The 24,807-nt window shown below is 62.9% G+C and carries 24 protein-coding genes; 3 read left to right on the top strand and 21 right to left on the bottom strand.

The window, feature by feature from the left end; all coding sequences use genetic code 11:
• Positions 1-123 precede the first annotated feature (123 nt).
• Both D0B32_RS04160 and D0B32_RS04155 read left to right on the top strand, forming a co-directional pair.
• Positions 124-1,491: a YihY/virulence factor BrkB family protein gene (locus tag D0B32_RS04160; RefSeq protein WP_117332389.1), complete on the top strand. Its 1,368-nt coding sequence runs from the start codon at positions 124-126 to the stop codon at positions 1,489-1,491.
• 502 nt (positions 1,492-1,993) lie between these two features.
• A complete protein-coding gene (locus D0B32_RS04155; RefSeq protein WP_117332388.1) occupies positions 1,994-3,142 on the top strand; it encodes a porin in 1,149 nt (382 codons plus the stop codon).
• Between the two features lie 96 nt (positions 3,143-3,238).
• On the opposite strand, the gene ccmI is transcribed toward D0B32_RS04155, so the two are convergent.
• From ccmI to D0B32_RS04055, 20 genes are all read right to left on the bottom strand, one after another.
• Complete coding sequence (gene ccmI / locus D0B32_RS04150; protein ID WP_117332387.1) at positions 3,239-4,189, bottom strand: c-type cytochrome biogenesis protein CcmI; 951 nt, start codon at positions 4,187-4,189, stop codon at positions 3,239-3,241.
• Positions 4,186-4,839: a cytochrome c-type biogenesis protein gene (locus D0B32_RS04145; RefSeq protein ID WP_117332386.1), complete on the bottom strand. Its 654-nt coding sequence runs from the start codon at positions 4,837-4,839 to the stop codon at positions 4,186-4,188. The genes ccmI and D0B32_RS04145 overlap by 4 nt, the downstream gene beginning before the upstream one ends.
• A complete protein-coding gene (locus D0B32_RS04140; RefSeq protein WP_117332385.1) occupies positions 4,832-5,371 on the bottom strand; it encodes a DsbE family thiol:disulfide interchange protein in 540 nt (179 codons plus the stop codon). Before D0B32_RS04140 ends, D0B32_RS04145 begins: the two co-directional genes overlap by 8 nt.
• Positions 5,368-7,548 (bottom strand): heme lyase CcmF/NrfE family subunit, encoded by a 2,181-nt coding sequence (locus D0B32_RS04135; protein ID WP_117332384.1) that lies wholly within the window; start codon positions 7,546-7,548, stop codon positions 5,368-5,370. The genes D0B32_RS04140 and D0B32_RS04135 overlap by 4 nt, the downstream gene beginning before the upstream one ends.
• Entirely contained in the window at positions 7,545-8,036 is a 492-nt protein-coding gene (gene ccmE / locus D0B32_RS04130) for a cytochrome c maturation protein CcmE (RefSeq protein WP_117332383.1), read from the bottom strand. Before ccmE ends, D0B32_RS04135 begins: the two co-directional genes overlap by 4 nt.
• Positions 8,026-8,235, bottom strand: a complete 210-nt coding sequence (locus tag D0B32_RS04125) for a hypothetical protein (protein WP_117332382.1) — start codon at positions 8,233-8,235, stop codon at positions 8,026-8,028. The genes ccmE and D0B32_RS04125 overlap by 11 nt, the downstream gene beginning before the upstream one ends.
• Positions 8,232-8,975 (bottom strand): heme ABC transporter permease CcmC, encoded by a 744-nt coding sequence (gene ccmC, locus D0B32_RS04120; protein WP_404935514.1) that lies wholly within the window; start codon positions 8,973-8,975, stop codon positions 8,232-8,234. Before ccmC ends, D0B32_RS04125 begins: the two co-directional genes overlap by 4 nt.
• A 5-nt stretch (positions 8,976-8,980) precedes the next feature.
• Positions 8,981-9,649 carry a heme exporter protein CcmB gene (ccmB, locus tag D0B32_RS04115; RefSeq protein WP_117332380.1) on the bottom strand — a complete coding sequence of 223 codons (669 nt, stop codon included), beginning with the start codon at positions 9,647-9,649 and terminating at the stop codon, positions 8,981-8,983.
• Complete coding sequence (gene ccmA / locus D0B32_RS04110) at positions 9,637-10,356, bottom strand: heme ABC exporter ATP-binding protein CcmA (protein ID WP_117332379.1); 720 nt, start codon at positions 10,354-10,356, stop codon at positions 9,637-9,639. Before ccmA ends, ccmB begins: the two co-directional genes overlap by 13 nt.
• A 51-nt stretch (positions 10,357-10,407) precedes the next feature.
• The gene (locus D0B32_RS04105; protein ID WP_117332378.1) at positions 10,408-11,022 is read right to left on the bottom strand and encodes a NapC/NirT family cytochrome c; all 615 of its coding nucleotides are present in this window, start codon (positions 11,020-11,022) and stop codon (positions 10,408-10,410) included.
• A 9-nt stretch (positions 11,023-11,031) separates the two neighbouring features.
• Positions 11,032-11,511, bottom strand: coding sequence for a nitrate reductase cytochrome c-type subunit (locus D0B32_RS04100; protein WP_117332377.1), 480 nt, complete (start codon positions 11,509-11,511; stop codon positions 11,032-11,034).
• A 9-nt stretch (positions 11,512-11,520) separates the two neighbouring features.
• On the bottom strand, positions 11,521-14,004 hold the full coding sequence (gene napA, locus D0B32_RS04095) for a periplasmic nitrate reductase subunit alpha (protein WP_117332376.1): 2,484 nt from the start codon (positions 14,002-14,004) through the stop codon (positions 11,521-11,523).
• Positions 13,976-14,326, bottom strand: a complete 351-nt coding sequence (locus D0B32_RS04090) for a chaperone NapD (RefSeq protein ID WP_117332375.1) — start codon at positions 14,324-14,326, stop codon at positions 13,976-13,978. The genes napA and D0B32_RS04090 overlap by 29 nt, the downstream gene beginning before the upstream one ends.
• 66 nt (positions 14,327-14,392) lie before the next feature.
• Positions 14,393-14,542 (bottom strand): periplasmic nitrate reductase, NapE protein, encoded by a 150-nt coding sequence (gene napE / locus D0B32_RS04085; protein WP_117332374.1) that lies wholly within the window; start codon positions 14,540-14,542, stop codon positions 14,393-14,395.
• Between the two features lie 315 nt (positions 14,543-14,857).
• Entirely contained in the window at positions 14,858-15,736 is an 879-nt protein-coding gene (locus D0B32_RS04080) for a proteasome-type protease (RefSeq protein WP_117332373.1), read from the bottom strand.
• Positions 15,737-15,888: 152 nt separating this feature from the next.
• Positions 15,889-16,713: a transglutaminase family protein gene (locus tag D0B32_RS04075; RefSeq protein WP_117332372.1), complete on the bottom strand. Its 825-nt coding sequence runs from the start codon at positions 16,711-16,713 to the stop codon at positions 15,889-15,891.
• Positions 16,714-16,726: 13 nt separating this feature from the next.
• A complete protein-coding gene (locus D0B32_RS04070) occupies positions 16,727-17,677 on the bottom strand; it encodes an alpha-E domain-containing protein (protein WP_117332371.1) in 951 nt (316 codons plus the stop codon).
• A 205-nt stretch (positions 17,678-17,882) separates the two neighbouring features.
• On the bottom strand, positions 17,883-19,292 hold the full coding sequence (locus D0B32_RS04065; protein ID WP_117333451.1) for a circularly permuted type 2 ATP-grasp protein: 1,410 nt from the start codon (positions 19,290-19,292) through the stop codon (positions 17,883-17,885).
• Between the two features lie 405 nt (positions 19,293-19,697).
• Complete coding sequence (locus D0B32_RS04060) at positions 19,698-20,144, bottom strand: HU family DNA-binding protein (protein WP_117332370.1); 447 nt, start codon at positions 20,142-20,144, stop codon at positions 19,698-19,700.
• 1,081 nt (positions 20,145-21,225) lie between these two features.
• Entirely contained in the window at positions 21,226-22,740 is a 1,515-nt protein-coding gene (locus D0B32_RS04055) for a peptide MFS transporter (RefSeq protein WP_181969705.1), read from the bottom strand.
• An 889-nt stretch (positions 22,741-23,629) separates the two neighbouring features.
• On the opposite strand from D0B32_RS04055, the gene D0B32_RS04045 reads away from it, so the two are divergent.
• Positions 23,630-24,202 carry a helix-turn-helix domain-containing protein gene (locus D0B32_RS04045; protein ID WP_117332368.1) on the top strand — a complete coding sequence of 191 codons (573 nt, stop codon included), beginning with the start codon at positions 23,630-23,632 and terminating at the stop codon, positions 24,200-24,202.
• A gap of 128 nt (positions 24,203-24,330) precedes the next feature.
• On the opposite strand, the gene D0B32_RS04040 is transcribed toward D0B32_RS04045, so the two are convergent.
• Positions 24,331-24,630 carry a hypothetical protein gene (locus tag D0B32_RS04040; protein WP_117332367.1) on the bottom strand — a complete coding sequence of 100 codons (300 nt, stop codon included), beginning with the start codon at positions 24,628-24,630 and terminating at the stop codon, positions 24,331-24,333.
• Positions 24,631-24,807 lie beyond the last annotated feature (177 nt).

The raw sequence follows: 24,807 nt of genomic DNA, 5'->3' as shown, positions 1-24,807 counted from the left end.
GGACATCGCGCCGGACGCCCATGCCTGCCCGTCCCTCTGCTTGCTATAGTGGTAACAGGCACACGGCTTGCGAAAAGAAGAACTGGCGCAATCGATGGCGCCGCAATCCAGTCAAGGCACGCTATGGACATCGACACGCTCTCCACCGACAAACTGCAAAGCGTCGCGCGCCAGCAAGCCTCGTGGGCAGTCGGCGCATTCAAACAGTTCGCTGAAGACCGCTGCGCCGCGATGGCGGCGAGCATCGCGTTTTACGCTGCGTTTTCACTGGCGCCGACGCTCGTCATGGTGATCGCGGTGGCGGGCTGGTTCTTTGGCGCACAGGCGGCGCGCGGCGAACTGTTCGCCCACATCCACGGCATGCTCGGCGACGACGCCGCCGCGGGTGTGCAAACAATCGTTCAAAACGCCCGTCACAGCGGCAGCGCGGGCGGCATCGCCGCGATCATTTCCTTCGCGCTGCTTGCCATTGGTGCATCGGCCACTTTCTCTTCGCTCAACAGTGCGCTCAATATCGTGTGGCCGCTGTCGGGTCCGCGGGCGTCGAGCGTCATCGCAATGGTGCGCGTGCGGCTCGTCTCGTTCGGCCTCGTGCTCGGCGTGGCGTTTCTGCTGATCGTGTCACTGGTGCTCGACACCGCCATTGAGTTCATCGGGCGCTGGCTGTGGGGCGAGTCGCCTTATGTGGCCATCGGCAATCTGCTACAACTCGGCGTCGGCCTGCTCGTGCTTGCGTTCGCCTTTGCCGCCTTGCTGAAGTTTTTGCCTGATGCGCCGGTGCGCTGGCGCGACGCGCTGGTCGGCGGCGCGGTCGCGGCCGTGCTGTTCTCGGCTGGCAAGAAACTGTTCGCGGTGTACCTCGCGCATGCAGGGATGGCCAACTCGTTCGGCGCGGCGGGTTCGCTGGCCGTGCTGTTGATGTGGCTGTACTTCTCGGCAGTGGTCCTGTTGCTCGGCGCGGAGTTTTCGGCGGCGCGCGGGCGTCTGTACGATCCGCGCGGCGCGTGGGGACAACTAGAAGAAGCGCCGCCCGGCAGTCGCGCGAAGATGGCTTCGGTGATGGCGGCGTCGACCGTGCCCGGCCAGGCGCTGCAGAGCTTCTCCAATCCCGTGGGTGGTCCGACCGGATCGGCCGGCATGCGGGGCCCGGGGCCGTTCACACCGGTGGCATCACGCGCCGCCTCCGGTCAATCACGCGTGGCCTTCGCGGCGCTGCGCAGCAAGCGGGCGGGCGCGCTCGGTGTCAGTCTGAAGACGGCCGCCCAGCTTGGCCGCAAGGTGGTTCAGGCGGAAGATCAGGCGACCCGTGTCGCCGCAACCACGCTGCTGCTCGCCGGACGCAAGGCCGGCGCAGCGAACCGTTACGTCAGGCAGCACACGTGGGGCACCGTATTGATAGCTGCCGGTGCGGCGCTGATCGCCACGGCTGTGGTCAACCGTTTGCGCGAAAGCGACCGCCCGGCCGCGCCGCCGCCCGGCGACCAGGACTGAGCGCGTTCCATCAGCGCGTTCGAAACCACGCCCGCGCCATGCGGATAGTCGCCTCGGCGTAGCGCGTAGGGACCACGACTCGAGGCATCCAATCGGGACACGGGGGCCCTCGAACACTTCGCGCGTCACCTCGACACCTCATTAGATGCGCGCACAATCATCTCCAGATGTCCAGCGCGCATGTCAATTCGCGCGCACTGCCTGAATTAAAAGCACGCCGAAAAGCCCCCCGCCAGACAGACAAGTAGATTACAAAACACCTTCAAATTCACGCACCAAGGATGTGCCTTGGCTCCGTCACTATAAACAAAACAACAATATTGAGTTTTTTGACGCGCGATATTGCTAAAAAAGCAACTATAGCTAATGAGCTTGATACATAAGAGTTTTCGGCCGGTGTGACTTTTAGACGACACTCATTTTTTTTCATTTCGCCCCTACGAACGGCCTGCGTTATTCTCCGTTCCGCAACAACGAAACCAATCATCGCGTGGAGAAATGGATGAAAAAAGTCGCTCTGTCTAGCCTCTCGCTGGCACTTCTGGCTGCCGCAGGCGCAGCACACGCTCAAAGCAGCGTTACCCTTTACGGCGTGCTGGACGATTCGATCCAGTACGTGCATAACGCAAATGCGCAGAACAAAGACCTTTGGGCCCTCGCTGGTGGGAACCTGCAAGGTAACCGTTGGGGCATGAAGGGTACGGAAGACCTGGGCGGTGGCCTGAAGGCGATCTTCCAGTTGGAAAACGGCTTTAACCCGAACAACGGCGCAATGGGTTCGTACAACGGCAGCAGCAAGCTGTTCGGCCGTCAAGCGTATGTCGGTCTGACGAGCGACCAGTTCGGCACGGTCACGATCGGCCGCCAGTACGACCCGCTGGTCGACCTGGTTCAGCCGATCACGGCTGACAACTACTGGGGTTCCACGTTCACCACGCCGGGCGACGTCGACAACAACGACAACAGCTCGCGTACGAACAACTCGTTCAAGTTCACGTCGGCTGTGTACTCGGGCTTCCAGTTCGAAGGCTTCTACGGCTTCGGCGGCGTTGCAGGCGCAACGGGTTCGGGTCAAACGTGGTCGGGCGCAGCAACGTATGCAACGGGTCCGTTCAGCGTTGCAGCAGGCTACATCCGCATGGACAACGGTTCCACGCTGGCAGCTCGCGCAGGCGGCTGGAGCACGGGCGCAACGTCTGACGCAAACTTCGACTCGACCATCAACTCGGCCTTCGCATCGGCCAAGTCGATCGGCATCGCTTCGGTTGCAGCACAGTACGTAGTCGGCCCGGTCACGGCTGGCATCCGTTACAGCAACTCGCAATACAAGGCTGATGCTTTCTCGTCGTTCAATTCGACGGAACGCTTCAACGTTGGCGCAGGCTTCGTGAACTATCAGCTCACGCCGGCTGCACTGCTGGGTCTGGGTTACACGTTCACGCACGGTTCGGGCAGCGGCCCGTCGGCTACGTACAACCAGGTCTCGCTGGGCGGCGACTACAACCTGTCCAAGCGTACGGACGTGTACCTGATCGGCGTGTACCAGAAGGCTTCGGGCACGAACGTGACGGCGTCGGCAGCCGACTACGGCTACGCGTCGGATTCGACCACGCAGGAAATCGTCAGCTTCGGTATCCGTCACAAGTTCTAAAGCGACTTTGATGGACAGCTAAAGCAGCACGCTGTTCGAAAGCCAGCCACAGGCAACAAGCCGGTGGCTGGCTTTTTCTTTTGGTGGAGCGCGGGCTTACGGATGGGCCGGAGCGTCGGATACGTCGGATGTGTCGGACAGGTCTGCTGCGAGTGCTTCGAGCCTCGCCGCCATTGCGATGTTCCTGCGCGCCTGCACTGCCGTCTGCGAGTTCGCGTCGACGGTCTTTTCCAGTTGCTCCCAGTAGTGAATCGCGAGCGGATAATCGTGCCGGTCGAAGGCTGCCGAGCCAGCTAGCGCCAGGGCCTTCGGTTCGCGCGGATCGAGCGCCAGAGCCGCGCGAATCGACGCCCACGCCGCCCCGTTCAGATCGCCGTCGTTCGCGCTCGCCTGCGCGTCGGCGTAATCGGCGAGTAACGACGCATCACGCGGAGCCAGAGCAATCGCACGCTGATACGCGGCCACTGCGTCGTTTGCACGATCCAGCGCCGCGTATGAACGCGCCAGCATCGCCCACGCCTGTGCGTCACCTGCATGCCTCTGCAAGCGCGCCGCCAACCGTCCCACCATCAACTCGAGCGAGCCCTGGAAGGCCGCGTGATCGTCGAGCGCGCCGGCATCACTGGCACTTTGAACCGCAATTGCGAGCGGTTCGCCAAGACGCATGTACAACGTGACGGCCAGCGTAGGCAGCAGCGCCAGCAGCACGGCGGCTGTGCCCGCCCGTTGCGCGATGCTCACCGGCCGGGTGGCCGGCCCGGGCGTTTGCGCTGCGTGCGCCTCCGCTCGCGTCTCTTCGATCAGACGCCGTTGCAGATCATCTCGCGCCTCACTGCGCGCCTGCGCCGAGAGCAGACCTGCGCGGAAGTCGCGCTCCACCTCGGCTAAGGCCGTCTGGCAGAGCGCGACGGTGAGGGCGACGCCACGCTCGCCCCTGTCACGGTCTGCATGGCGCGCTTCGCCCGGTGTACGCCGCAACAACGGCCACATCACGCTGGCGAGAGCGATGCCCAGCATGACGGCAACGCAGAGCCAGAAGGCGATCATGGTTGTGATGCTCCGTCGTCCGCGGCGAGCCACGCGTCGACGCGGCGCTGTTCTTCAGCGTCGAGCGGGCGCGTTGGCGCGTCGCGCTGACGCAAGACCAGCCGCAGCAGCGTGCCGGCCCCGAACGTCAGTATCACGAAGGGTCCAAGCCACAGCATCCACGTGGCCGGTTTCAGCGGCGGACGGTAAAGCACGAAGTTGCCGTAGCGGCGCACCATGTATGCGCGCACCTGCTCATCGGTCGCGCCCTGCTGCACCTGCTTGCGGATCGTGTCGCGCAGATCGGCGGCCAGCGCGGCATTCGAATCGGCAAGACTCTGGTTCTGGCACACGAGGCAGCGGAACTGTTGCGCGAGTTCGTGCACGCGGGCGTCGGTGGTGGCGTCGGTGGTAGCGTCGGTGGTAACGTCGGTGGTAGCGTCGGTGGTAGCGTTGGCGTTGGCGTTGGCGTTGGCGTTGGCGTTGGCGTTGGCGTTGGCGTTGGCGTTGGCGTTGGCGTTGGCGTTGGCGTTGGTGGCGCTGGCGTTGGCGTGAAATGCGGCGCCACTCAGCACCACGCCTGCCAGCAACACCGCGCTTAAAAGTTTGCAACCGAGCGTCACCCAGGGCTTCGCCCCCAACCTCCGGCACTGCACAGGATCGCTAATCATCCAGGCCCTCGCGTTGCAATTGCGTGACGAGCGGCAGGATCGTGCCGTTCAGGGACTGCGGCGTGAGCGGCCCTGCCTGCCGATAGCGCACGACGCCCCTCCGGTCGATCACGAAGGTCTCCGGCACGCCATACACGCCGTAGTCGATACCGGTACCCCCAGTGCGATCGACGGCGGACGCCGTATAAGGATCCCCTGCCGCCGCAAGCCACTGCAAGGCCGGCCCGCGCTCGTCCTTGTAATCGAGGCCATACAGCGGCGCGATGCCGAGTGCGGCCAGATCGACCAGCAGTGCGTGTTCATCGCGACACGACTCGCACCACGACGCCCAGACGTTGAGAATCCAGACCTTGCCGAGCAGCGTCCGTGGCGAGAAACGCTGATCCGGCGTTTGCAGGCGAGGCAGATCGAAATACGGCGCGGGCTGACCGATCAGCGCCGAAGGCAGGCGGCGCGGATCGTTCCGAAGCCCGGCTGCAAGCACCATCACCAGCATGGCGAAGCCGAGCAGCGGCAACAGAAAGCGCTTCACCGGCCCTCCTCGCTGACAGGATGACGCGGCGTATCAGAGCCGGCGGGCGCAGGGTGCGCACCATCCACGGCACCGCTCATACCGTTCACACCGCTCGCGCCCGTGATGCGACTGATCTGCGCCACCTGCGATACACGCAACACATGGCGCCGTTGAAGAACCCGGTAACGGCGGTCGCTCGCCGCGAGCAGCGCACCGGCGGCCATCAAGAGGCAACCGGCCCAGATCCAGCGCACGAACGGTTTGATCTGCACGCGCAGCGTCCACGCGCCGCCGCCGATCGGCTCGCCCATCGCTACATACAGATCGCGCCACAGGCCGTGGTCGATCGCCGCTTCGGTCATCGGCGTTTTCTCGACGAGAAAGAGGCGCTTCTCGGGATAGAGCGTCGTCACGCGCGCTCCGTCGCGGCTCACCTCGACCGAGGCACGGGTGGCGCGATAGTTCGGTCCCATGACATCGCGCACGCCGTCAAAGCGAAACCGATAAGCGCCGACATCCATGCTTTCGCCCACTCGCAGCGGCGCATCGCGCTCGGATTCGTAGCCCTTGACCAGCGTCACGCCCACGATGAATACTCCGATCCCCGCGTGCGCGAGCCACATGCCGTAAGTGGCACGCGGCACTCGCCCAAACCGCGTCAGCGGTTCAACCGTCTTCACATCCAAGCGACGCCCGCATTGCCCAGCCACCTGCGCGCGCCGTGGGCCGTCTACCGTTGCCGCGAGCCGTTCGCGCATGCTCTCCGCGACGCTGGTAAAGCTCCACATGGCGAGCAGCAGTCCGAGGCTGACGAGCGGGCGCCAACTCCCCAATACGAATGGCAACGCCAGCGCGGTGACGACGCTGATCAACGCAGCCCAGCGCAGACGCATGGCCAGCTCGGGCGCACGCGCGGCCTTCCAGCGCGCCAGCGGACCGACGCCCATCAGGAAGATAGCCGGCGTCATCAACGGTACGAATACGCCGTCGAAATAAGGCGCGCCCACTGAAATCTTGTCGAGCCCCAACGCATCGAGCGCCATCGGATACAACGTGCCGAGCAGCACCGAGGCCGCCGCCGCGCTCAGCAATACCGTGTTGGAAAGCAGCAGGGTCTCGCGCGAGACGGGTTCGAAGCCCGGCTCAAAAGTCGGCTCAAAGCCCGCCTCAAAGCTCCCACCCCGGCCCATACGCGGCGCTCGCCATGCGAACAGCAGCAGCGAACCACCCACCACCACGGCCATGAACGCGAGAATGAACACCCCGCGCGCCGGGTCCGCTGCGAACGCGTGCACCGAGGTGATCACCCCGGAGCGAACCAGAAACGTGCCCAGCAGACTCAACGAAAACGCGCAGATGGCCAGCAGCGCGGTCCAGCTCCGAAAGCCACCGCGCTTCTCCGTGACGGCGAGTGAATGGATCAGCGCAGTCCCCGCAAGCCACGGCATGAAGGAGGCGTTTTCCACCGGGTCCCAGAACCACCAGCCGCCCCATCCCAGTTCGTAGTACGCCCAGCCGCTTCCTAACATGATGCCGAGCGTGAGGAATAGCCACGCGCCAAGCGTCCACGGACGCGACCAGCGGGCCCATGCCGCATCGAGGCGGCCCGACAGCAACGCGGCGATGGCGAACGCGAACGCCACGGAAAAGCCGACGTAGCCCATATACAGCACCGGCGGGTGCGTGACCATGCCGGGGTCCTGCAAGAGCGGATTCAGATCGCGGCCATCCATTGCCTGCGGAATCAGCCGCGCGAACGGGTTCGACGTGAACAGCATGAACAGCAGAAAGCCGCTCGCAATCCAGCTCATCACGCCCAGCACCCGGGCCACGAATGCCAGCGGCAGTTGCCGGCTGAAGCAGCTCACAGCGGTCATCCACAGCGTCAGAAGCAACACCCACAGCAGCAGTGAACCTTCGTGACCACCCCACACCGCTGTCAGCCGGTAGATGGCCGGTAGCGTGGCGTTCGAATTCTCCACCACATAGAGCACGGAAAAATCGTTGTTGAAGAACGACCATCCGAGACAGCCGAAAGCCAGCGCGACGAAACCGAACTGCGCACGAGCCGCCGGCCACGCGAGACGCATCCAGCCTTCGATGCCGCGCCGCGCGCCGAGCACCGGCAGCACACCGCTGATGAGTGCCAGCAGCAGCGCCACGATCAGCGCGAAGTGTCCAATCTCGGGGATCACGGCGCTGTGCCTCCCACGGCGGGGCCGGCTGCGGCATGCAGCGTCGCGGGCACGGCCGCCGCGCCGTCGCGCGCCTCGTGGAGCGGTGCGCCCAGTTCCGGCGGCTGGTACTTTTCGTCGTGTTTGGCGAGCACCTGGTCGGCATGGAACTGACCCACACCGTCCAGCCAGCCTTGTGCCACCACGCCACTGCCCTCGCGAAACAGATCGGGCAACAGGCCGCGATAGACGACTGGAATGGCCGTCGCCGTGTCGGTCACGATGAAGTGCACCGTGAGACCGTCGCGCTCACGTCTTAGCGAGCCGCGCTCGACCAGTCCACCGAGCCGGAAATGCCGCGTCGACGGCATGGCGTGTGCTGCAATCTGGCTCGGCGTGACGAAGAACACCACGTTGGCGCGAAAGGCGTTCAATACCAGCGCACAGGCCAGCGCGACGGCCGCCACGCCGCTCCCCACCCAGACCACGCGGCGGCTTCTAGCGTTCATCTCCGGAGCCCGATTCGACATCGTGTGAACTGCCCACGTCCTGACCGCGATGCGACGCGCGCACCCACCATGCTTCGAGCGCGAGCAGGCCAAAGCTGCTCAGCAGCGCAGCGCTGAGATAGGCGCTATGGCCCAGCATCGCCATGACATCCGTGGCGATCCGTGTGACGACGCTCGCCATGCCGTTGACGCTATTCATGCGGGACGCTCCTCGAATCGCGCCTCCCAGGGCGCGGCGCGTTCGCGCGCCCGCATGATGACGCGCACGCGCGTGAGCACGACCGCGATCGACCAGGCCCAGAACGCGCCACTCATCACGACGAGCCCCCACACCATCGACGCCGTCATCGCCACGCCGCTGCCAAAGCCTAGCGACGGCCCTTGATGCAGCGTGTACCACCACTGCACCGAGAAATAGATCACTGGAATATTCACGACACCGATCAGGCCGAGCACCGCGCACGCGCGATCGGCGCGGCGCGGGTCGTCGATGGCGGCGTGCAGCGACATGAAGCCGAGGTACAGAAACAACAGAATCAGCTCGGAGGTCAGGCGCGCATCCCAGACCCACCACGCACCCCACGCGGGCTTGCCCCACAACGCGCCCGTGAGCAGCGCGATCACGGTGAAGAGCGCACCAGTCGGCGCGAGCGCCTGAGCCATCATGGCGGCGAGCCGCGCGTTCAATATCAGACTGAGCGCGCAATACGCGGCCATCACCACGTACAGGAACATCGACAGCCACGCCGCCGGCACATGCACGAACATGATGCGGTAGAGGTCGCCCTGCAATGCATCCGTCGGCGCAACGGCAAGTCCGATGATCAGCCCCGTGAGCATCAGCAGTACCGAAGCCACCGCGAACCACGGCACGATTCGCGCCGCGAACGGCGCGAAGGTGCGGGGCGAGGCGTAGTGGAAATAGTGGCGACGCGGCATCGGCATTACTCCAGGGCGATCCGCAATGCCGCGGCGCTCGCCCACGGGCACAGCCAGCCCGCGACGCACAACGCCGCGCCAAGCAGCGAGAAGTTGGCTTCAGTCCAGTTAGCGGCAGCGCCCGGATCGGCCGCGCCGACGCCGAAGATCAGGACCGGCACATACAGCGGCAGGATCAGCAGCGCCAGCGTGACGCCGCCGCCGCGCACGCCCAGTGTGAGCGCCGCGCCCATTGAACCGATCAGACTCAGCAACGGTGTGCCGAGCAACAAGGAGCCCATCAGCGAGAGCGTGTCGCGCGGGCCGAGCGCGTATTGCAGGGCCACCACCGGCGCGAGTAGCACCAACGCGAGGCCGCTCGTCAGCCAATGCGCGACCACCTTGCCCAACACAATGCCGGCGAGCGGCTGCGGCGAGAGCAACATCTGTTCGAGTGCGCCGCTCGCGAAGTCCTGGCCGAACAGATGGCCGGCGGACAGCATCGCCGCGAACAGCGCGGTGACCCACAGCACGCCGGGTGCGATGGTCCGCAGCAGCGCGGGGTCCGGGCCCACGGCGAATGGAAACAGGCTCGCTGCCATCACGAAGAAGAGCAGGCCGCCCAGGGTCGTGCTGCGTCGACGCCACGTGAGCGCCAGTTCGCGCTGGATGACGCGCCAGGTCAGTCGAGCCATGCGCCGCTCCGTCCGAGATCGAGATGACGGGTGCAATCTGCTGGCGTATGCAACGCACGATGCGTCGTGGCGACCAGCACACCCCCCGCTTTCAGATGCGCGCACAGGCAATCGTCGAGCCAGTCGGCGGCGCATCCATCGAGCGCATCGGCCGGTTCGTCGAGCAGCCAGAGCGGCTTGCGTTCCAGCGCGAGGCGCGCCAACGCGACCCGTCGACGCTGGCCCTGCGACAGCAATCCCACGCGGGTGTGCTGCAACGGCAACAGCCCCGCATGCGCCAGCACGTCACGTTCGGTTTGTTCGGTTCGCTCAGTCGGTTTGTCGGTCGTTGTTGCGTTAGTCGCCATCCCCGATGGCTGCGACACGCCACTCCTGGTGTTGCCCGTATTGCCCGTTCCCGCACCGAGCAGCGCGGCGAAGCGCAGATTCTCCAGCACCGTGAGGTCGTCGCTGACACCGTTCGCGTGACCGAGAAACGCCAGATCGCGCCGCAGGCTTGCCGGTTGCGTGCGCACGTCCACACCGCGCCAATGGATGCGGCCCGCCGCCGGCCGTAGCAGACCGGCCAGCACCCGCAACAGCGTGGTCTTGCCGCTGCCGTTGGCGCCGTGAATCTGCAAGGCCCAGCCCGCGTCGATCTGCAAATCGATGCCGCTCACGATCAGGCGCGCGCCGCGTCCCAGACTGAGTTGCTCAACGGCCAGCATGGCGCGCCCTCCGTGCGACAAGCGCGATGAACGAAGCCCGGCGCAACGCGCTCATGGTTTGGCCGCCTGCTGCGCGTCCGCATCGGCCTGCGCCTGCGTCATGTTCGGCAGTTGATGAGCGATGCCCTTGTGACAATCGATGCAGGTCTTCTCACCGGTCGCCAGAAAGCGCTGATGTGCCGCCTGGGCACGCGGACTTTGCCGCGTGAAATCCATGTAGTCGAACTGATGGCAATTGCGGCACTCCAGCGAATCGTTGGCCTTGAAACGCGCCCATTCGTGCTCGGCCAGTTCGAGACGCTTGTCCTGGAACTTCTCGCGCGTGTTCACCGCGCCGAACACCTTCGCCCACACCTCCTTGGACGCCTGCATCTTGCGGGCAATCTTGTCGGTCCACTCGTGCGGCACGTGGCAGTCCGAACATTTCGCGTGAAAGCCGCTGCGGTTGCTGTAGTGGATGGTGGTCTTCAGCTCGGCATAGGTGTTGTCACGCATCTCGTGACAGCCGGTGCAAAACGCCTCCGTGCTGGTCATCTCCAGCGCCGTATTGAAGGCGCCCCAGAACACCACGCCCGCAATGAAACCGCCGAGCGTCAGAAAGCCCAGGCTGAAATACACGCTCGGGCGGGTGATAGTCCTCCAGTAACGGCGGATCAGATCGCGCATCTCGTGCCTCTATTGCTTTTCCGTCAACGGTGCAGGCGGCAGACGGACGTCCTGAAGCTCGGTAAAGGTGTTGCCGACGAGCGGCTTCGCATCGGCCTGGGTGACATGACACTGCGTGCAGAAATAGCGGCGCGGCGAGATATGGCCGAGCGTTTCGCCCGCCCGGTCCGTGTAGTGCGAGACGCCGACCGGCACCGCGCCGCTTTCCTCCGCACGGCTGCGCGCATGGCACGCCAGACAGCGGTTCGCGTTGCGGTCCAGTTGGTAGCCGTCGATCTTGTGCGGAATGGTGGGCGGCTGCTGTGCATAGGCGCGCGCACGCAGCACGTCGCGATTCTCGGTGGGGGCGATCAGCGGCGGCTTCGCTTCGTCGGCCAGTGGCGTCGTGCCGCGCAAGGTATCGTGGAACGGCTCGGGCGGGATGGACGGCTGCGCGCCCGCAACCAGCGACAGCACCGAAACGACGGCAAGAACGATCGAGGCCCGCATGCCAGGCTCCTATACTTTGACGATCTTGACCGCGCACTTCTTGTAGTCGGTCTGCAGCGAGATCGGGTCGGTCGCGTCGAGCGTCACCTTGTTGATCAACTGGCTCGAATCGAACCACGGTACGAAGACGAGTCCGCGCGGTGGCTTGTCGCGACCGCGCGTTTCGATGCGCGTGAGAATGTAGCCGCGCCGCGACATCACCTTGACCTCGACACCGCGCCGCACGCCGAGCGCCTTTGCGTCGTCGGGATGCATGAAGCACACCGCGTTTGGAAACGCGCGGTACAACTCGGGCACGCGCCGCGTCATCGAGCCTGAATGCCAGTGCTCCAGCACACGCCCGGTGGCGAGCCAGAACGGATACTCCTGGTCCGGCATTTCGGGCGGCGGCTCATAGGGCAGCGCGTAAATCACCGCACGGCCATCGGCATTGCCATAGAACTGCCAGCCGGTGCCCGCTTTCACGTAGGGGTCCGAGCCTTCCTTGTAGCGCCAGCGCGTTTCCTTGCCGTTCACCACTGGCCAGCGCAGCCCGCGCGCCTCGTGATAGGCATCGAATGGCGCGAGATCATGGCCACGTCCGCGCCCAAAGCTGGCGTACTCTTCGAAGAGGCCCTTCTGGATATAGAAGCCGAACGCCTTCGCTTCGTCATTGCGGTAATGAGGATCGGTTTCCGCGAGCGCAAAGCGATCCACCTGGCCGTTGCGATACAGCACGTCATAGAGCGTCTTGCCCTTGTACTCCGGCTTTTGCGCGAGCAATGCCGCGGGCCACACTTCGTCCACCTTGAAGCGCTTCGAAAACTCCACCAGTTGCCAGAGATCGGAACGGGCGCCCGTGGGCGCCGCCACCAGTTGATGCCAGAACTGCGTGCGCCGCTCGGCATTACCGTAGGCGCCTTCCTTCTCGACCCACATTGCCGAGGGCAGAATCAGATCCGCGGCCACGGCGGTCACCGTGGGGTAGACGTCGGACACCACCACGAACACATCCGGGTTGCGATAGCCAGGCAGCGTCTCCTGCGTGAGGTTGGCGGCGGCCTGCATGTTGTTGTTGACCTGCACCCAGTAGGCGTTGATCTTGCCGTCGCGCAGCATGCGATTCTGCAAAACCGCGTGATAGCCGGGTTTATCCGGGATCGTGCCGGCGGGCAGCTTCCAGATATGTTCGGCTTCCTCACGATGTTTCGGGTTGGTGACCACCTTGTCGGCCGGCAGACGGTGTGAGAACGTGCCCACTTCGCGCGCGGTGCCGCAGGCGGAAGGCTGACCCGTCAGCGAAAACGGACTGTTGCCAGGCGTGGCGATCTTGCCGGTCAGCAGGTGCAGGTTGTAGACCATATTGTTGGCCCACGTGCCGCGCGTATGCTGGTTAAAGCCCATTGTCCAGAACGACACCACCTTGACCTTCGGGTCGGCGTAGAGCTGTGCCAGTTGATCGAGCTTGCCTTGCGGCACGCCCGAGACTTTCGTCACGTAGGCAGCGTCGTACTTCGCAACGAACGCGGCGAACTGCTCGAAGCTGATGGGCTGCGAGCCGTTCGGATCCCCCGCGTTTTTGGCCGCCTTCTGCAGTGGATTGTCGGGCCGCAGACCGTAGCCGATATCGGTGTCGCCCTGCTTGAATACGGCATGTTTGCCGACGAAGTCGCGATTCACCTTGTCGTTCTTGATGATGTAGTTCGCAATGTAGTTGAGGATGGCCAGATCCGACTGCGGCGTGAAGACGATGGTCTGGTCGGCCAGGTCGAAACTGCGATGCTCGAACGTGGAGAGCGTGACCACCCGCACCGAGGGCGAACTGAGCCGGCGGTCCGTCACGCGCGTCCACAGGATGGGGTGCATTTCCGCCATGTTGGAACCCCACAGCACGAAGGCATCGGCCTGTTCGATGTCGTCGTAGCATCCCATTGGCTCGTCCATGCCGAAGGTGCGCATGAAACCCGTGACGGCGGAGGCCATGCAGTGCCGCGCGTTCGGGTCGATGTTGTTGCTGCGAAAACCCGCCTTCATGAGCTTGACGGCCGCATAGCCTTCCCAGACCGTCCATTGTCCCGAGCCGAACATGCCGATGCAGGTGGGTCCCTTCTCCCTGAGCACACGCCTGAACTGGTCCGCCATCACGTCGAAGGCCTGGTCCCAGGAGACCGGCGCGAACTCGCCGTTCTTGTCGTACTTGCCGTCTTTCATGCGCAGGAGCGGCGTGGTCAGACGGTCCGCGCCGTACATGATCTTCGACAGAAAGTAGCCCTTGACGCAGTTCAGGCCGCGGTTGACCTCGGCCTGCGGGTCACCCTGCGTCGCCACCACCTTGCCGTCCTTCACGCCCACGCTCACACCGCAGCCGGTGCCGCAGAAACGGCATGGCGCTTTCGACCAGGTCAGGTCGCCGGACGCCGCTGCGGCATTGAGGCCGGGCAGCACGATGCCGGCGGCGGAAGCGGCGGTTGCTGCCGCAGTCTGCTTAATAAACGCGCGGCGGGTCAGCTTCATGAGCCAGCTCCTCGGCCAATGACTGGATGTCCTCGTGGTGCTGATAGACCAGCGCGGCTGAATAAACTCCGTCTAGTGCATGAATGGCATGGAGCGTGTCCGCGACGTCGAACATGCTGCGGCCTTCGAGCGTCACGGCCAGTTTGCCGTCTTCGGTGACGGCGTGAATTTCGGCGCCAGGCAGTCTGCTGATTGCGCGCCTGATATCCGCCAGCCGTATTTTCTGCGCGTGGACGACGATGCCGGCAATATGCACTTCATGATCGTCTCCTCGGCGGGTTCTGGATGACGTTAATCCAGCGGCCTCTTTTAAAACAGGCATGACCTGCCCCCTCCGGCTATTTAACCGGTTTAAATTTCTCTTCCGTAAAATATTGACCCGATAAAATCAGTGAGGCGGTCCGCCGATCAATAACTGGTAAAACCAGACTGCGAAACCATACGCGGCGATCAGAATCACCGTCAGCACGGGCACCATGACCACGGTCAGGAACAGGAAGCTGCGCAACTCCTCGGACTTACGCGCGGCATCGCTCATGTTGACGCTCCCGGATTGCGCAGCGGCAATCCATGAAATTCGATTAAGGGCGTGCAATTATTCTTGAGCGATGCAAAGGTTTTCGTCAAGTAAACTTGATATTTCAGATATCCGAAATATCGCGATTATTGATGACCTTTATTGATCTCCTGATTCGCAGCGAACGGAATTACCCGCTGGCGCAATCAAAATAGCCAATGAAAATCAGGCGGATTGATTAACAATGCCGCCTGCTGATTCAATAAACGGATTCGCGGCGTGACCAGGCCAGTGCGACTAAACCGGTGCGATTCAACCGGCGCCCGCCCGCGCCGCCTAGCGCTGCGTCTTGCTTTTATCGGCCTGCGCCAGCGTCTGCGCAGGCTGCGCCGTAACGGGTTCTTCCGTCGCCACCGGCGCGCGATGCAGCACCAGTTCGCGCTCGGGGCGCTGCAACGGTACGTTGGCCGTGGTTTGCCAGTCCGGATCGGGAATCTCGGAGAACACCTGGCGCAGCCGCTCGCCCCACGTGCGGTGGATCATCTCGAAGTAGGTGTTGTCATGGTCGATCGAGACGAAGCGCGTCACCCGCAGCGCGTCTTTTTCGTAGACCAGCAGATCGAGCGGCAAACCCACCGAGAGGTTCGAGCGCAGCGTGGAGTCCATCGAGATCAGCGCGCACTTGGCGGCTTCGTCGAGCGGCGTGGTGGGGGTCAGCACACGGTCGATGATCGGCTTGCCGTACTTCGACTCGCCAATCTGGAAGTACGGATTCACGCTCGACGATTCGATGAAGTTGCCCGCCGAGTAGATCATGTACAGATGCGGACGGCTGCGGTTCGGCTTGCCCTTGGTGGAAATCTGGCCGCCCAGGATGAAGCTGCAATTGAAGTCGACGCCGAATTCGTGCAGCGCTTCGGCCTCGCGCTGGTGCACGTCGCGCACCGCTTTGCCCACCACGCGCGCAGCGTCCGCCATCGTGGGGGCGTTCCACAGGGTGGGCCGGTCGGGATCGACGGGCTCGTTCAATTCCTGCAAGACCGCTTGCGTGAGCGACAGATTGCCGGCGCCGAGCAGCACCAGCATGCGTTCACCGGGCGCCTCGAACACCGTCATCTTGCGCGCGGTGCTGATGTGATCGACGCCCGCGTTGGTGCGCGTGTCGGACAGAAAGACGAGGCCGTCGTCGACGCACATCGCCACACAATAAGTCATAGAAAATACCTGAAAGTCCCGCAAACGCCGCTATTGTAATGCCGCGTTGTGTCACGCCGCAGCACGCGCGCCTTGACGCGGGGTGCCATGAAGCGCGACAACGCGACACTATGTGGCTAAAGACGCGCCCGGTCTCCCCGAACGCGCCGCGCCTATTGTGGCATTTGCTGCGGCATCTGCGGCGGCACTTGTGCGCTCACGGTAACGGAAACCTTCAGTTTTTCTTCGAGGCCGCCAATGCGCCGGCCGCGCACCGGCGCAGCCGCTTCGTAATCGCGCGCCGTGGCGAGGCGGCAGTAGATCTCGCTGGCAAACGCCGCATGCGTGACGTCCACCGAAACCCAGCCGGTGCTGTTGAGCCAGACGTCCACCCACGCGTGACTCGCGCCGTGCGGCACATCGCCGGGTTCGATATAGCCGCTCACGTAGCGCGCCGGAATGCCTCGCGCGCGGCAGCACGCCAGCATCAGATGCGCGTGATCCTGGCAGACGCCATTGCCGAGCGCGAGCGCCTGCGCCGCCGTGCTGGTGACTTCGGTGACGCCCGGCCGGTATTTGACCCGCTGCACGATCTCCTCGGACAGCTTGATGAGCCCATTGGCGGTGGCGAGCGTCTCCACGGATTCGGCCAGCTCGCGCACGGCAGCGTCGGCGTCGGTGAGGCGTGTCGCACAGGTGTAATGCTCGAGCGGGATCGGCCCGACCGCGTCGCGCAACTGACCGTCGACGAGCGGAATCGTATCCACCTCGCCCGACACGTTCAGGCGAATCTCGTCGTGCGGCTTGTTGATGACCAGCGTATGCAGCACGTTGCCGTACGCATCGAAAGTGGCGTCGAGCTTGCCGGGGGCGTCGATGGTCCAGCGGCGCACCACCTGCGCGGCGCCGCTCGCCGGCGTCAGACGCAGTTGCTGGATCGAATAATGGACCGTCGCTTCGTAGCGATAGGAAGTGTCGTGGCGGATGGTCAAATACATGAGGGAAACTCCGTCAGGCCACTGGCAGCATGAGATACGTGCGCGCCACCAGATTGCCGAGTTCAAACACGCGAGCCAGAAATTGCGTCAGATAGGCATGCAGACCGGCTTCGAAAATCTGCCGGATATCGGAGTACTCCAGCTCGGCGCGCAGCTTGCCGGCGAAGCGCTCGCACTGGTTGGAGCCGGCCGTGCGTAGCATCGCCAGGTTTTCGCATACGCCTTCCATGGATGCGAGCAGCGAGCGCGGCATCTGCCGGTTCAGGATCATCAGCTCCACCACCCGCGCGGGCGTCACGACGTCGCGATACACCTTGCGATAGATCTCCAGCGCCGACACGGAACTCAGAATCGAGGTCCAGTAATAGAAGTCTTCGAGTTGCCGCGCGGCATCGCGCGAATTCGGCTCAACGTCGGCAAAGCGCACATCGAGAATCCGCGCCGTGTTGTCCGCGCGCTCCAGATACGTGCCGAGACGCGTGAAGAAGAACGCATCGTCCTGCAACGCGGTGCCGATCGTCACCCCGCGCGACAGATGCGAGCGGAACTTGACCCACTCGAACAGTTCATCCGGATTGGCCGTGAGTTGCCCCGCCGCGGTGCGCTCCTGAAACTCGAGCCAGGTATCGTTGATGGTCTCCCACCATTCGGTGGTCAGCGTGCCGCGCACGGCGCGCGCATTTTCACGCGCGGCCTGCAGGCAGGAATAAATGCTCGACGGGTTGGTGGCGTCGGCCACCATGAAGTCGAGCACGTGTTCGCGCGTGGGCTCGTCAAAACGTTGCGAGAAGGCCGCTTCCAGTTCGGAGATGCGCAGCACCGAACGCTGGGCACGTGCCTCCTGCTCGGGCGTCTGCGGCAGCAGCAGCGCCTTCAGGTTGATGTCCAGCATGCGTGCCGTGTTTTCGGCGCGCTCCATGTAACGGGCCATCCAGAAGAGGTGGTCGGCAGTGCGGCTTAGCATGACGGCTTTCCATGGTTGTGGGCGCCAGCCCGTCGGGACAACAGCGGACCATCCCCTGTTTTCCTGCCCCCGTGGGAGGACTGACGCGACGCAACAGGCTGGGGTGTTCTCCTGACCTGCGCGGGTTACCCGTTTGCACCGGCGGGCGCGAGCCCCCGGCATTCCTCGTTGCAAGCGCGGCCGCCTCGCGACGGCCACGCGCCAATCAGTCGACCATCCACGTATCTTTGGTGCCGCCTCCCTGCGATGAATTGACGACCAGCGAGCCCTCCTGCAAGGCCACGCGGGTCAAGCCGCCCGCGCACATCGTCACGGTCTTGCCGGACAGCACGAAGGGACGCAGATCGATGTGACGCGGCGCGATGCCCGCCTCGACGAAGGTCGGACAGGCCGACAACGCCAGCGTGGGTTGCGCGATATAGCCCGCCGGCCGCGCGATGAGCCGGGCGCGAAAGTCTTCGATTTCCGCCGCAGTGGAAGCGGGACCAACCAGCATGCCGTAGCCACCCGCGCCGTGCACTTCCTTGACCACCAGTTCGGGCAGATGCGCGAGCGTGTAGGCGAGATCGTCCGGCTTGCGGCATTGAAACGTGGGGACGTTGTTGAGGATCGGCTTTTCGCCGAGGTAGAACTCGATCATCTCCGGCACATACGGATAGATCGACTTGTCGTCGGCGATACCGGTGCCCATCGCATTGGCGAGCGCCACACGACCCGCGCGATAGGCCGTGAGCAGACCCGGCACGCCGAGCGCGGAATCGGTACGGAACGCGAGCGGATCGAGAAAATCGTCATCCACGCGACGGTAGATCACGTCGACGCGCTTCGGCCCCTGGGTGGTGCGCATGAACACGTAGTTGTCGTCGACGAAGAGGTCCTTGCCTTCCACGAGTTCGACGCCCATCTGCTGCGCGAGGAAGGTGTGCTCGAAATAGGCGGAGTTGTACATGCCGGGGGTGAGCACCACCACGACCGGATCGTCGACACCACCAGGCGCGACCGAACGCAGCGTTTCAAGCAGCAGATCCGGATAGTGCGCCACCGGCGCGATGCGGTTCTGCACGAACAGTTCGGGGAACAACCGCATCATCATCTTGCGGTTTTCCAGCATATAGGAGACGCCGGACGGTACGCGCAGATTGTCTTCGAGCACATAGAAGGCACCGTCTTCACCGGCGCGCACCACGTCGACGCCGGCAATATGCGCGTAAACACCGAGGGGAACGTTGACGCCCTGCATCTCCGGGCGGTACTGCGCATTGGTATAGACCTGCTCGGCCGGTACGATGCCCGCCCGCACGATGTTGCGGTCGTGATAGACGTCGTGGATGAACAGGTTGAGCGCCTGCACGCGCTGGCGCAGGCCTGCTTCGAGACTTTGCCATTCGCCGCGCGGAATGATGCGCGGAATCAGATCGAACGGGATGAGCCGTTCCGTGCCGGACAGATCGCCGTTGACCGCAAAGGTAATTCCAACCCGGCGAAACAGGATGTCCGCCTCCGCGCGCTTGCGCGCAATGGCCTCATTGCCCTGTTTGGCCAGCCAGCGCTCGAAGCGTGCGTAATGAGGCCGCACGACTTCATCGTGATGACGCATCTCGTCATAGCATCGCATGTCACGCCCCGCTCTTTTTGTCGGATAGAAGGCGAATGCGCTGCGCATTCGGTGTTCAGCAACGATCAAGCAAGCGCTATGCCATTGGCTTTCCGCGGCAAAACCCGATGAATGCACACGAACAGCGCATGCGGCCGGCAGAGGCATGCGCACCATCGTACTGCGACGGCACGCAATGCGCTACTGCGGTGCATTGCGCGCATCGCAACGGGGTGTGGCGTGATGCAGCGATCGGCTCGGTGCATGAGTGTTCATCAACGAGGGGGTGACGGCGAGGCAATAAAAAATCCCCGGGGGTTTTTCACCCACGGGGATTTTTGTGCTTCGAGACTTCGAGCAGTGCGTAATGGAACTGCGCGCGTCACGACACGCTGACGTTTGAAACGTGCAGCGTGGCGGATGCGATTACGAAGCTGCTGCGTCTTTCAGCTTCTTCAGCGGACGTGCCTTGATGCGCACGCTAGCCGGCTTGGCCGGGAACCAGCGTTCTTCGCCCGTGAACGGGTCTTTGCCGAAGCGGCGCTTCTTTGCCGGGACAGCTTGAACGACGATTTTCAGAAGACCCGACAGCGTGAATTCGCCGGCGCCCTTCTTGTGAACAGCGCCGAGGATGGTGTCTTCGAGCGCGGCCAGCACAGCCTTCGCAGCTTTCGGTTCAACAGCAGCACGTTCTGCGACGTGAGCAGCCAGCGAGGCCTTCGTGAAGGTGTCCTTGATCGGCGACGGAGCGCCGGACGCCTTCACGGCGACCTTCTTAGCTGCGACTTTCTTCGCAGGAACTTTCTTCGCAGCAACCTTTTTGGTCGGTACCGTAGCAGCCTTCTTGGCCACCTTTTTTGCGGAAGTCGGCATGTTTCTCCTACCTGTTGTTGGTCAGTGAATGCACGAAACGTTCGCGGTATGCGCACGCTTCAAGGCCGGATTCTACAAGCGGTATGGCGTTTTGCGCGACTCTTTTGTGTATAACCGTTACGGTTTGTTGCGTGGCGGTGACTTGTTCACACATTTTGACTCATGTTTTAAGGTGTAAAAGTGGTTCTGGCCATGCGGCGCTGGGGGTTTTTGCCGTGCGGCGCTTGAGGTTTATCGGTGCTGTTGATGGATTGCTTTCGTTTGCTTGCGCTGTTGGTTTGCCTCTTGTTTTTGGCCTTTCCTTGATTTCTTGTCGATCTATTTGCGTTGCTCCCTGCGCCGGGCGGCAACTGATTTCTTGGCCTTTCCTTGCTTTCTTATCGGTCTATTTGCGTTGCTCCCTGCGCGGGGCGGCACCTGATTTCTTGGCCTTTCCTTGCTTTCTTATCGGTCTATTTGCGTTGCCCCTGTGCGGGGCGGCACCTACTTTTCTTTGCCTGCCGCAAAGAAAAGTAGGCAAAAGAAAGCGGCTCACACCGCCAGCTCGTAGGTGTCCACCTCGCCGTTTCCGCGGCATTGGTCCGAGACGAGACCTGTCCTCGCACCTTCCGCGTTCGTGACAAGGCGCTCATTCATCCCACTCCGCACTCCGTGCGTCGTGGATCGGTTTGGTCAGGAAACCACGATGCTCGCGCAGCAGTCTGTGTGCGTGAGCGTGGGAACAGGAGGCGAGGCGACGAGCCTGTAAACGAGGGGGGAAAGTGAGCGGAGGGGGTTATGCCTGACGGCGGGGCGCGTAGCGCGACGCTGGAGCGGATGACTGCCTGGTCACGGGAAGAAGTGGTCCGAGGGACGATCTCGTCTCGGACCAATGCCGCGTGAGCGGCGAGGGAGACACCTACAAGCTGGCGGTGTGAGCCGCTTTCTTTTGCCTACTTTTCTTTGCGGCAGGCAAAGAAAAGTAGGTGCCGCCCCGCACAGGGCAACGCAAATAGACCACCAAGAAAGCAAGGAAAGGCCAAAAAGAATGCAAGGAAAGGCCAAGGAAGTTAGTGCCGCCTGCAAGGCAAAAAACCAAACCTTAAACAGCTATACCATCAGCCTGATGCCCCGCCCCAACAGAATCGGAAGCATTCAGATGATGCTCCCGCGACAAGCGGCTCATCAACGGCAACAACAAAACAGCCACGAGCGCGCCAAGCGCCGCCAACCACCCTAACCCCATGAACAGATGGGTATACAGCGGCAACGACTGCAACGGATCAAGATTCCCCGACGGCATCTGCGCAAAATTCGCCACCACGCTGCCGAGATACTGCGACACGCCCGTTGCCACGAAATACGCGCCCATCAAAAAGCCGCTCATCCGCGCCGGCACATAGCGCGCAATCATCGCCAGCCCAAGACCGCTCACCAGCAATTCGCCCAGCGAATACAACCCGTATCCACCCACCATGAACCACGACGACACGCGGCCATCCACGGCGTAACGCCCGCTCACCGCGTAGACGAAAAAGCCCGCTGCCACCACGACAAAGCCAATCGCATACTTCGCCGCCACCGAAACGTCCTTGCCGCTCTTCGCCGACTTCGTATACAGCAAGGCCAGAATCGGGCTCAGCAACATGATCCAGATCGGATTCAAGGCCTGGAACTGCGCCGCGCTCCACGTGAACAACGTCACGCCGAACACCGAAAACTGCGGGTCGACGTTGCGCACCGCGAACAGCGTCAACGACGTCGACATCTGCTGATAGAAGATGAAAAACAGAATCGCCTGCAATGTCAGCACCAACGCAGCGATAAGTCCTGCGCGCTCCGAGTGCTCGCACTTCATCAGCATGTAGCCGAAGATGCCCAGAATCGCGATGCCGGCGGCGTACACGCAGGCCACCGCCACTGCCTTGTGCTGCAGCACGAACATCGTCACCAGACCCAACACGACGCCACCGGCCAGCACGGCGCCCACCCGCTGCCAGCGCACCGGTTCGTTGTCGGGCGCCGAACCCACGTGCGCCAGCGAGCGGAACATGATGAAGTAGTTCAGCACGGCGAGCAGCATCCCCCCGCAGCAAACCGCAAACGCGGCGTGCCAGCCCCAGTGATCCTTGATCCACGGCGTCGCCAGCATAGAGACGGTCGAACCGATGTTCACCGCCATGTAGTAAATGGTGAATGCGCTGTCGATACGCGCATCGTCGCCTTCATAAATGCGTCGCACGAGATTCGCGGCATTCGCCTTGAAGAGACCATTGCCGACGACGATCACGCCGAGCGACAGGTACATGTAGTTGAGCCCGTCGTTGGGCATCGCCAGCATGAAATAGCCGCACGACAACACGAGCGCGCCGAACACCATCGTGCGGCGGCTGCCCAGAATCTTGTCGCCAATCCAGCCGCCTACCGACGGCGCGGCATACACCAGCGCGGTGAACGCGCCCCAGGTGAGCGTGGCGTGACTGTCGGTGAAGCCGAGCTTGTCGATCATGAACAGCACCAACAGCGCGGCCATCCCGTAGTAGCCGAAACGCTCCCACATCTCGATCAGGAAGACCGTCGAAAACGATCGAGTCTGGGATACGGTTGAATTCATCATCTACCTCGTATTCTTACGATTGCGGCAACGCGCCTTCGCGGCGCGTCACTGGAAACAGGGGTGAAAACGTCTATACGTCGTCTCTGCTGTGAGACCACGTCGAACGCCGGCGCTCGTAGTCAGCTCACGCCAACCGCCATGCTATACCGCGCAGGCGGCGGGGCAAAAAAAGCGGGGAACGAGCGGGGACGCAGCGCGCGGCGGAACCATTGCGTGGCGGTCCCGCTGATCGGGCGTGCGGAGGGCCGCACAAAGGAGCCGCGGGGAAGACTGCCGGAGGAGCCGCCCGGGAAGCCGCACAACGAAGCATGGCGGACGTGACGGCTGTGGCAGCCGCAACCGTAGCCATAGCCGTGGCCGTAGCAGCCGTAGCGATAGGGATCAAGGTTCATTCCATGTTCGCGGCGCGCCGGGTGGGGCACTCCGCTCGACTATCCGTGCACAGGATCGCTGCACGCGGGATGACACGCGGCAAGCGGACCGAAAGCTGGGGCCACCTGCAAGCGCCCGCGATTCTCCAGAGCAAAGCGCGCTTCGTCACTCAGGGAATTCACTGAGGCATGCCACCCCATTAAGCGTAAATCGCGCATTCTGCCCAAACGTATCGCGCGATATCATCCATGAATCCCGCATGCATCTATTGATCGAGCGCCTGATTTATCCATTATTCGCTTCTGCAACGCCCGCTTCATTGCGCGTGTGTGGCGCGTTTAAGCACTTTCATTACGCTGCAAATCACGAAAGCGGATTTTGCTTCTGGCAACATAGCGCGTCGTCACGGAAAAAACGCCGGTCCGGCCAATAATTCTCGCTATCCTGATGGTCTGTAAGACTATCAAATTTTGTTTACTAATATCAAACATATTTTGACGGGCTGACTCATCCTGCTATGGTTACGAAAACTGAAAACAAAAATCCGGCACTCGAGCTGGGTAACAAGATCCGCGCGCTTAGACAGCGCCTGAAGCGCACGCTCGATGAAACGGCCACCGCGGCACGCATTTCCAAACCCTTTCTGTCGCAGGTCGAGCGTGGTCTCGCCACACCGTCGTTGACTTCGCTGGCCGGTATCGCCAGCGCGCTGGGCGTCACCGTGCAGTACTTCGTCGATACCCCCAGCGAGGAACGCTCGGTAAGCCGTGGCAATCAACTGAGGTTTTTCGGTTTTGCGGATTCAGCCAACCTGTTCGCGCGCCTGACCAATCTGACCGGTGGCCGTCAGCTCGAAGCCATTCTCGTCAAAATGCCGCCGGGGCAGAAGCGTTCCGAGGTCAACACGCATGCGGGTGAAGAATTTCTCTACGTGATTAGCGGAAAAGTGTCGTTGACGCTAGAGGGCAAGACTTTCGCGCTGCAGGCAGGTGATAGTGCGCACTACGAATCGACGGTGCCGCATAGCTGGGCCAATAACGCGCGCGGCGAATCGCTGGTAGTTTGGGTCGGCACACCCCGCTTGTTCTAGACCACAGGTGCTTGCGAACAGGTATCCGTTTGCACGCAGCCTGCCGCGTAGCAATCAGGATCACTATTCAATTGCGCACGCCGCGTTGACTGCATCAACGTGCGCAGGCGCCGCGCAAGCGCCGTGCGTCAGATAAACACCGAGAGGGTGAGCGCCAGCCAGATCGCGATCACGCCGCCCAGAAACAGGCGCCGCGCGACGCGCACGCCGTCATCACTGCTTTCCACTTCGACCGGACGCGTGGCGGTCCACGGTACTAGCGCAAGGCACGCAAAGCCGGCGAGCGCCAGCACCACCACGACGCCATCCAGAAACCGCCAGGGCACGGCTTCGTGAATCCCCCAGTAGCCGAGATACACGATGCCGATCGAGAACGTCGTCGCCGAAGCGGAACTCAATGCCACCACCGACCCCGTTGGACTCGGCATCATCCTCTCCTGTGTCGACCGCTGTGAGCTTTCGCACTAACGCCGGTGCCACGCGCGAGGGATTGCGCATGCCGTCATCAATCAGCGTTTGGACGATTCTACTGCACGACTTAGGGTATCCGGCAGCAGCGGCAAGCCAGGTGAGCCTCGCAAACTGCGAGGCCCGTCCCGCTTCTT

Source organism: Paraburkholderia sp. DHOC27, from assembly GCF_003429005.1.
Taxonomy (GTDB): Bacteria; Pseudomonadota; Gammaproteobacteria; order Burkholderiales; family Burkholderiaceae; genus Paraburkholderia.
Note: the sequence above shows the minus strand (reverse complement) of the source record. Positions and strands in the feature narration are given on the sequence as shown.

Bases quoted from the DNA above. Each gene is read 5' to 3' on its own strand.
- D0B32_RS04160 (WP_117332389.1), top strand. From the start codon at position 124: ATGGACATCGACACGCTCTCCACCGACAAACTGCAAAGCGTCGCGCGC.
- D0B32_RS04155 (WP_117332388.1), top strand. From the start codon at position 1,994: ATGAAAAAAGTCGCTCTGTCTAGCCTCTCGCTGGCACTTCTGGCTGCC.
- ccmI (WP_117332387.1), bottom strand. From the start codon at position 4,189: ATGATCGCCTTCTGGCTCTGCGTTGCCGTCATGCTGGGCATCGCTCTC.
- D0B32_RS04145 (WP_117332386.1), bottom strand. From the start codon at position 4,839: ATGATTAGCGATCCTGTGCAGTGCCGGAGGTTGGGGGCGAAGCCCTGG.
- ccmE (WP_117332383.1), bottom strand. From the start codon at position 8,036: ATGAACGCTAGAAGCCGCCGCGTGGTCTGGGTGGGGAGCGGCGTGGCG.
- D0B32_RS04125 (WP_117332382.1), bottom strand. From the start codon at position 8,235: ATGAATAGCGTCAACGGCATGGCGAGCGTCGTCACACGGATCGCCACG.
- ccmC (WP_404935514.1), bottom strand. From the start codon at position 8,975: ATGCCGCGTCGCCACTATTTCCACTACGCCTCGCCCCGCACCTTCGCG.
- ccmB (WP_117332380.1), bottom strand. From the start codon at position 9,649: ATGGCTCGACTGACCTGGCGCGTCATCCAGCGCGAACTGGCGCTCACG.
- ccmA (WP_117332379.1), bottom strand. From the start codon at position 10,356: ATGCTGGCCGTTGAGCAACTCAGTCTGGGACGCGGCGCGCGCCTGATC.
- D0B32_RS04105 (WP_117332378.1), bottom strand. From the start codon at position 11,022: ATGCGCGATCTGATCCGCCGTTACTGGAGGACTATCACCCGCCCGAGC.
- D0B32_RS04100 (WP_117332377.1), bottom strand. From the start codon at position 11,511: ATGCGGGCCTCGATCGTTCTTGCCGTCGTTTCGGTGCTGTCGCTGGTT.
- napA (WP_117332376.1), bottom strand. From the start codon at position 14,004: ATGAAGCTGACCCGCCGCGCGTTTATTAAGCAGACTGCGGCAGCAACC.
- D0B32_RS04090 (WP_117332375.1), bottom strand. From the start codon at position 14,326: ATGCCTGTTTTAAAAGAGGCCGCTGGATTAACGTCATCCAGAACCCGC.
- napE (WP_117332374.1), bottom strand. From the start codon at position 14,542: ATGAGCGATGCCGCGCGTAAGTCCGAGGAGTTGCGCAGCTTCCTGTTC.
- D0B32_RS04080 (WP_117332373.1), bottom strand. From the start codon at position 15,736: ATGACTTATTGTGTGGCGATGTGCGTCGACGACGGCCTCGTCTTTCTG.
- D0B32_RS04075 (WP_117332372.1), bottom strand. From the start codon at position 16,713: ATGTATTTGACCATCCGCCACGACACTTCCTATCGCTACGAAGCGACG.
- D0B32_RS04070 (WP_117332371.1), bottom strand. From the start codon at position 17,677: ATGCTAAGCCGCACTGCCGACCACCTCTTCTGGATGGCCCGTTACATG.
- D0B32_RS04065 (WP_117333451.1), bottom strand. From the start codon at position 19,292: ATGCGATGCTATGACGAGATGCGTCATCACGATGAAGTCGTGCGGCCT.
- D0B32_RS04060 (WP_117332370.1), bottom strand. From the start codon at position 20,144: ATGCCGACTTCCGCAAAAAAGGTGGCCAAGAAGGCTGCTACGGTACCG.
- D0B32_RS04055 (WP_181969705.1), bottom strand. From the start codon at position 22,740: ATGATGAATTCAACCGTATCCCAGACTCGATCGTTTTCGACGGTCTTC.
- D0B32_RS04045 (WP_117332368.1), top strand. From the start codon at position 23,630: ATGGTTACGAAAACTGAAAACAAAAATCCGGCACTCGAGCTGGGTAAC.
- D0B32_RS04040 (WP_117332367.1), bottom strand. From the start codon at position 24,630: ATGCCGAGTCCAACGGGGTCGGTGGTGGCATTGAGTTCCGCTTCGGCG.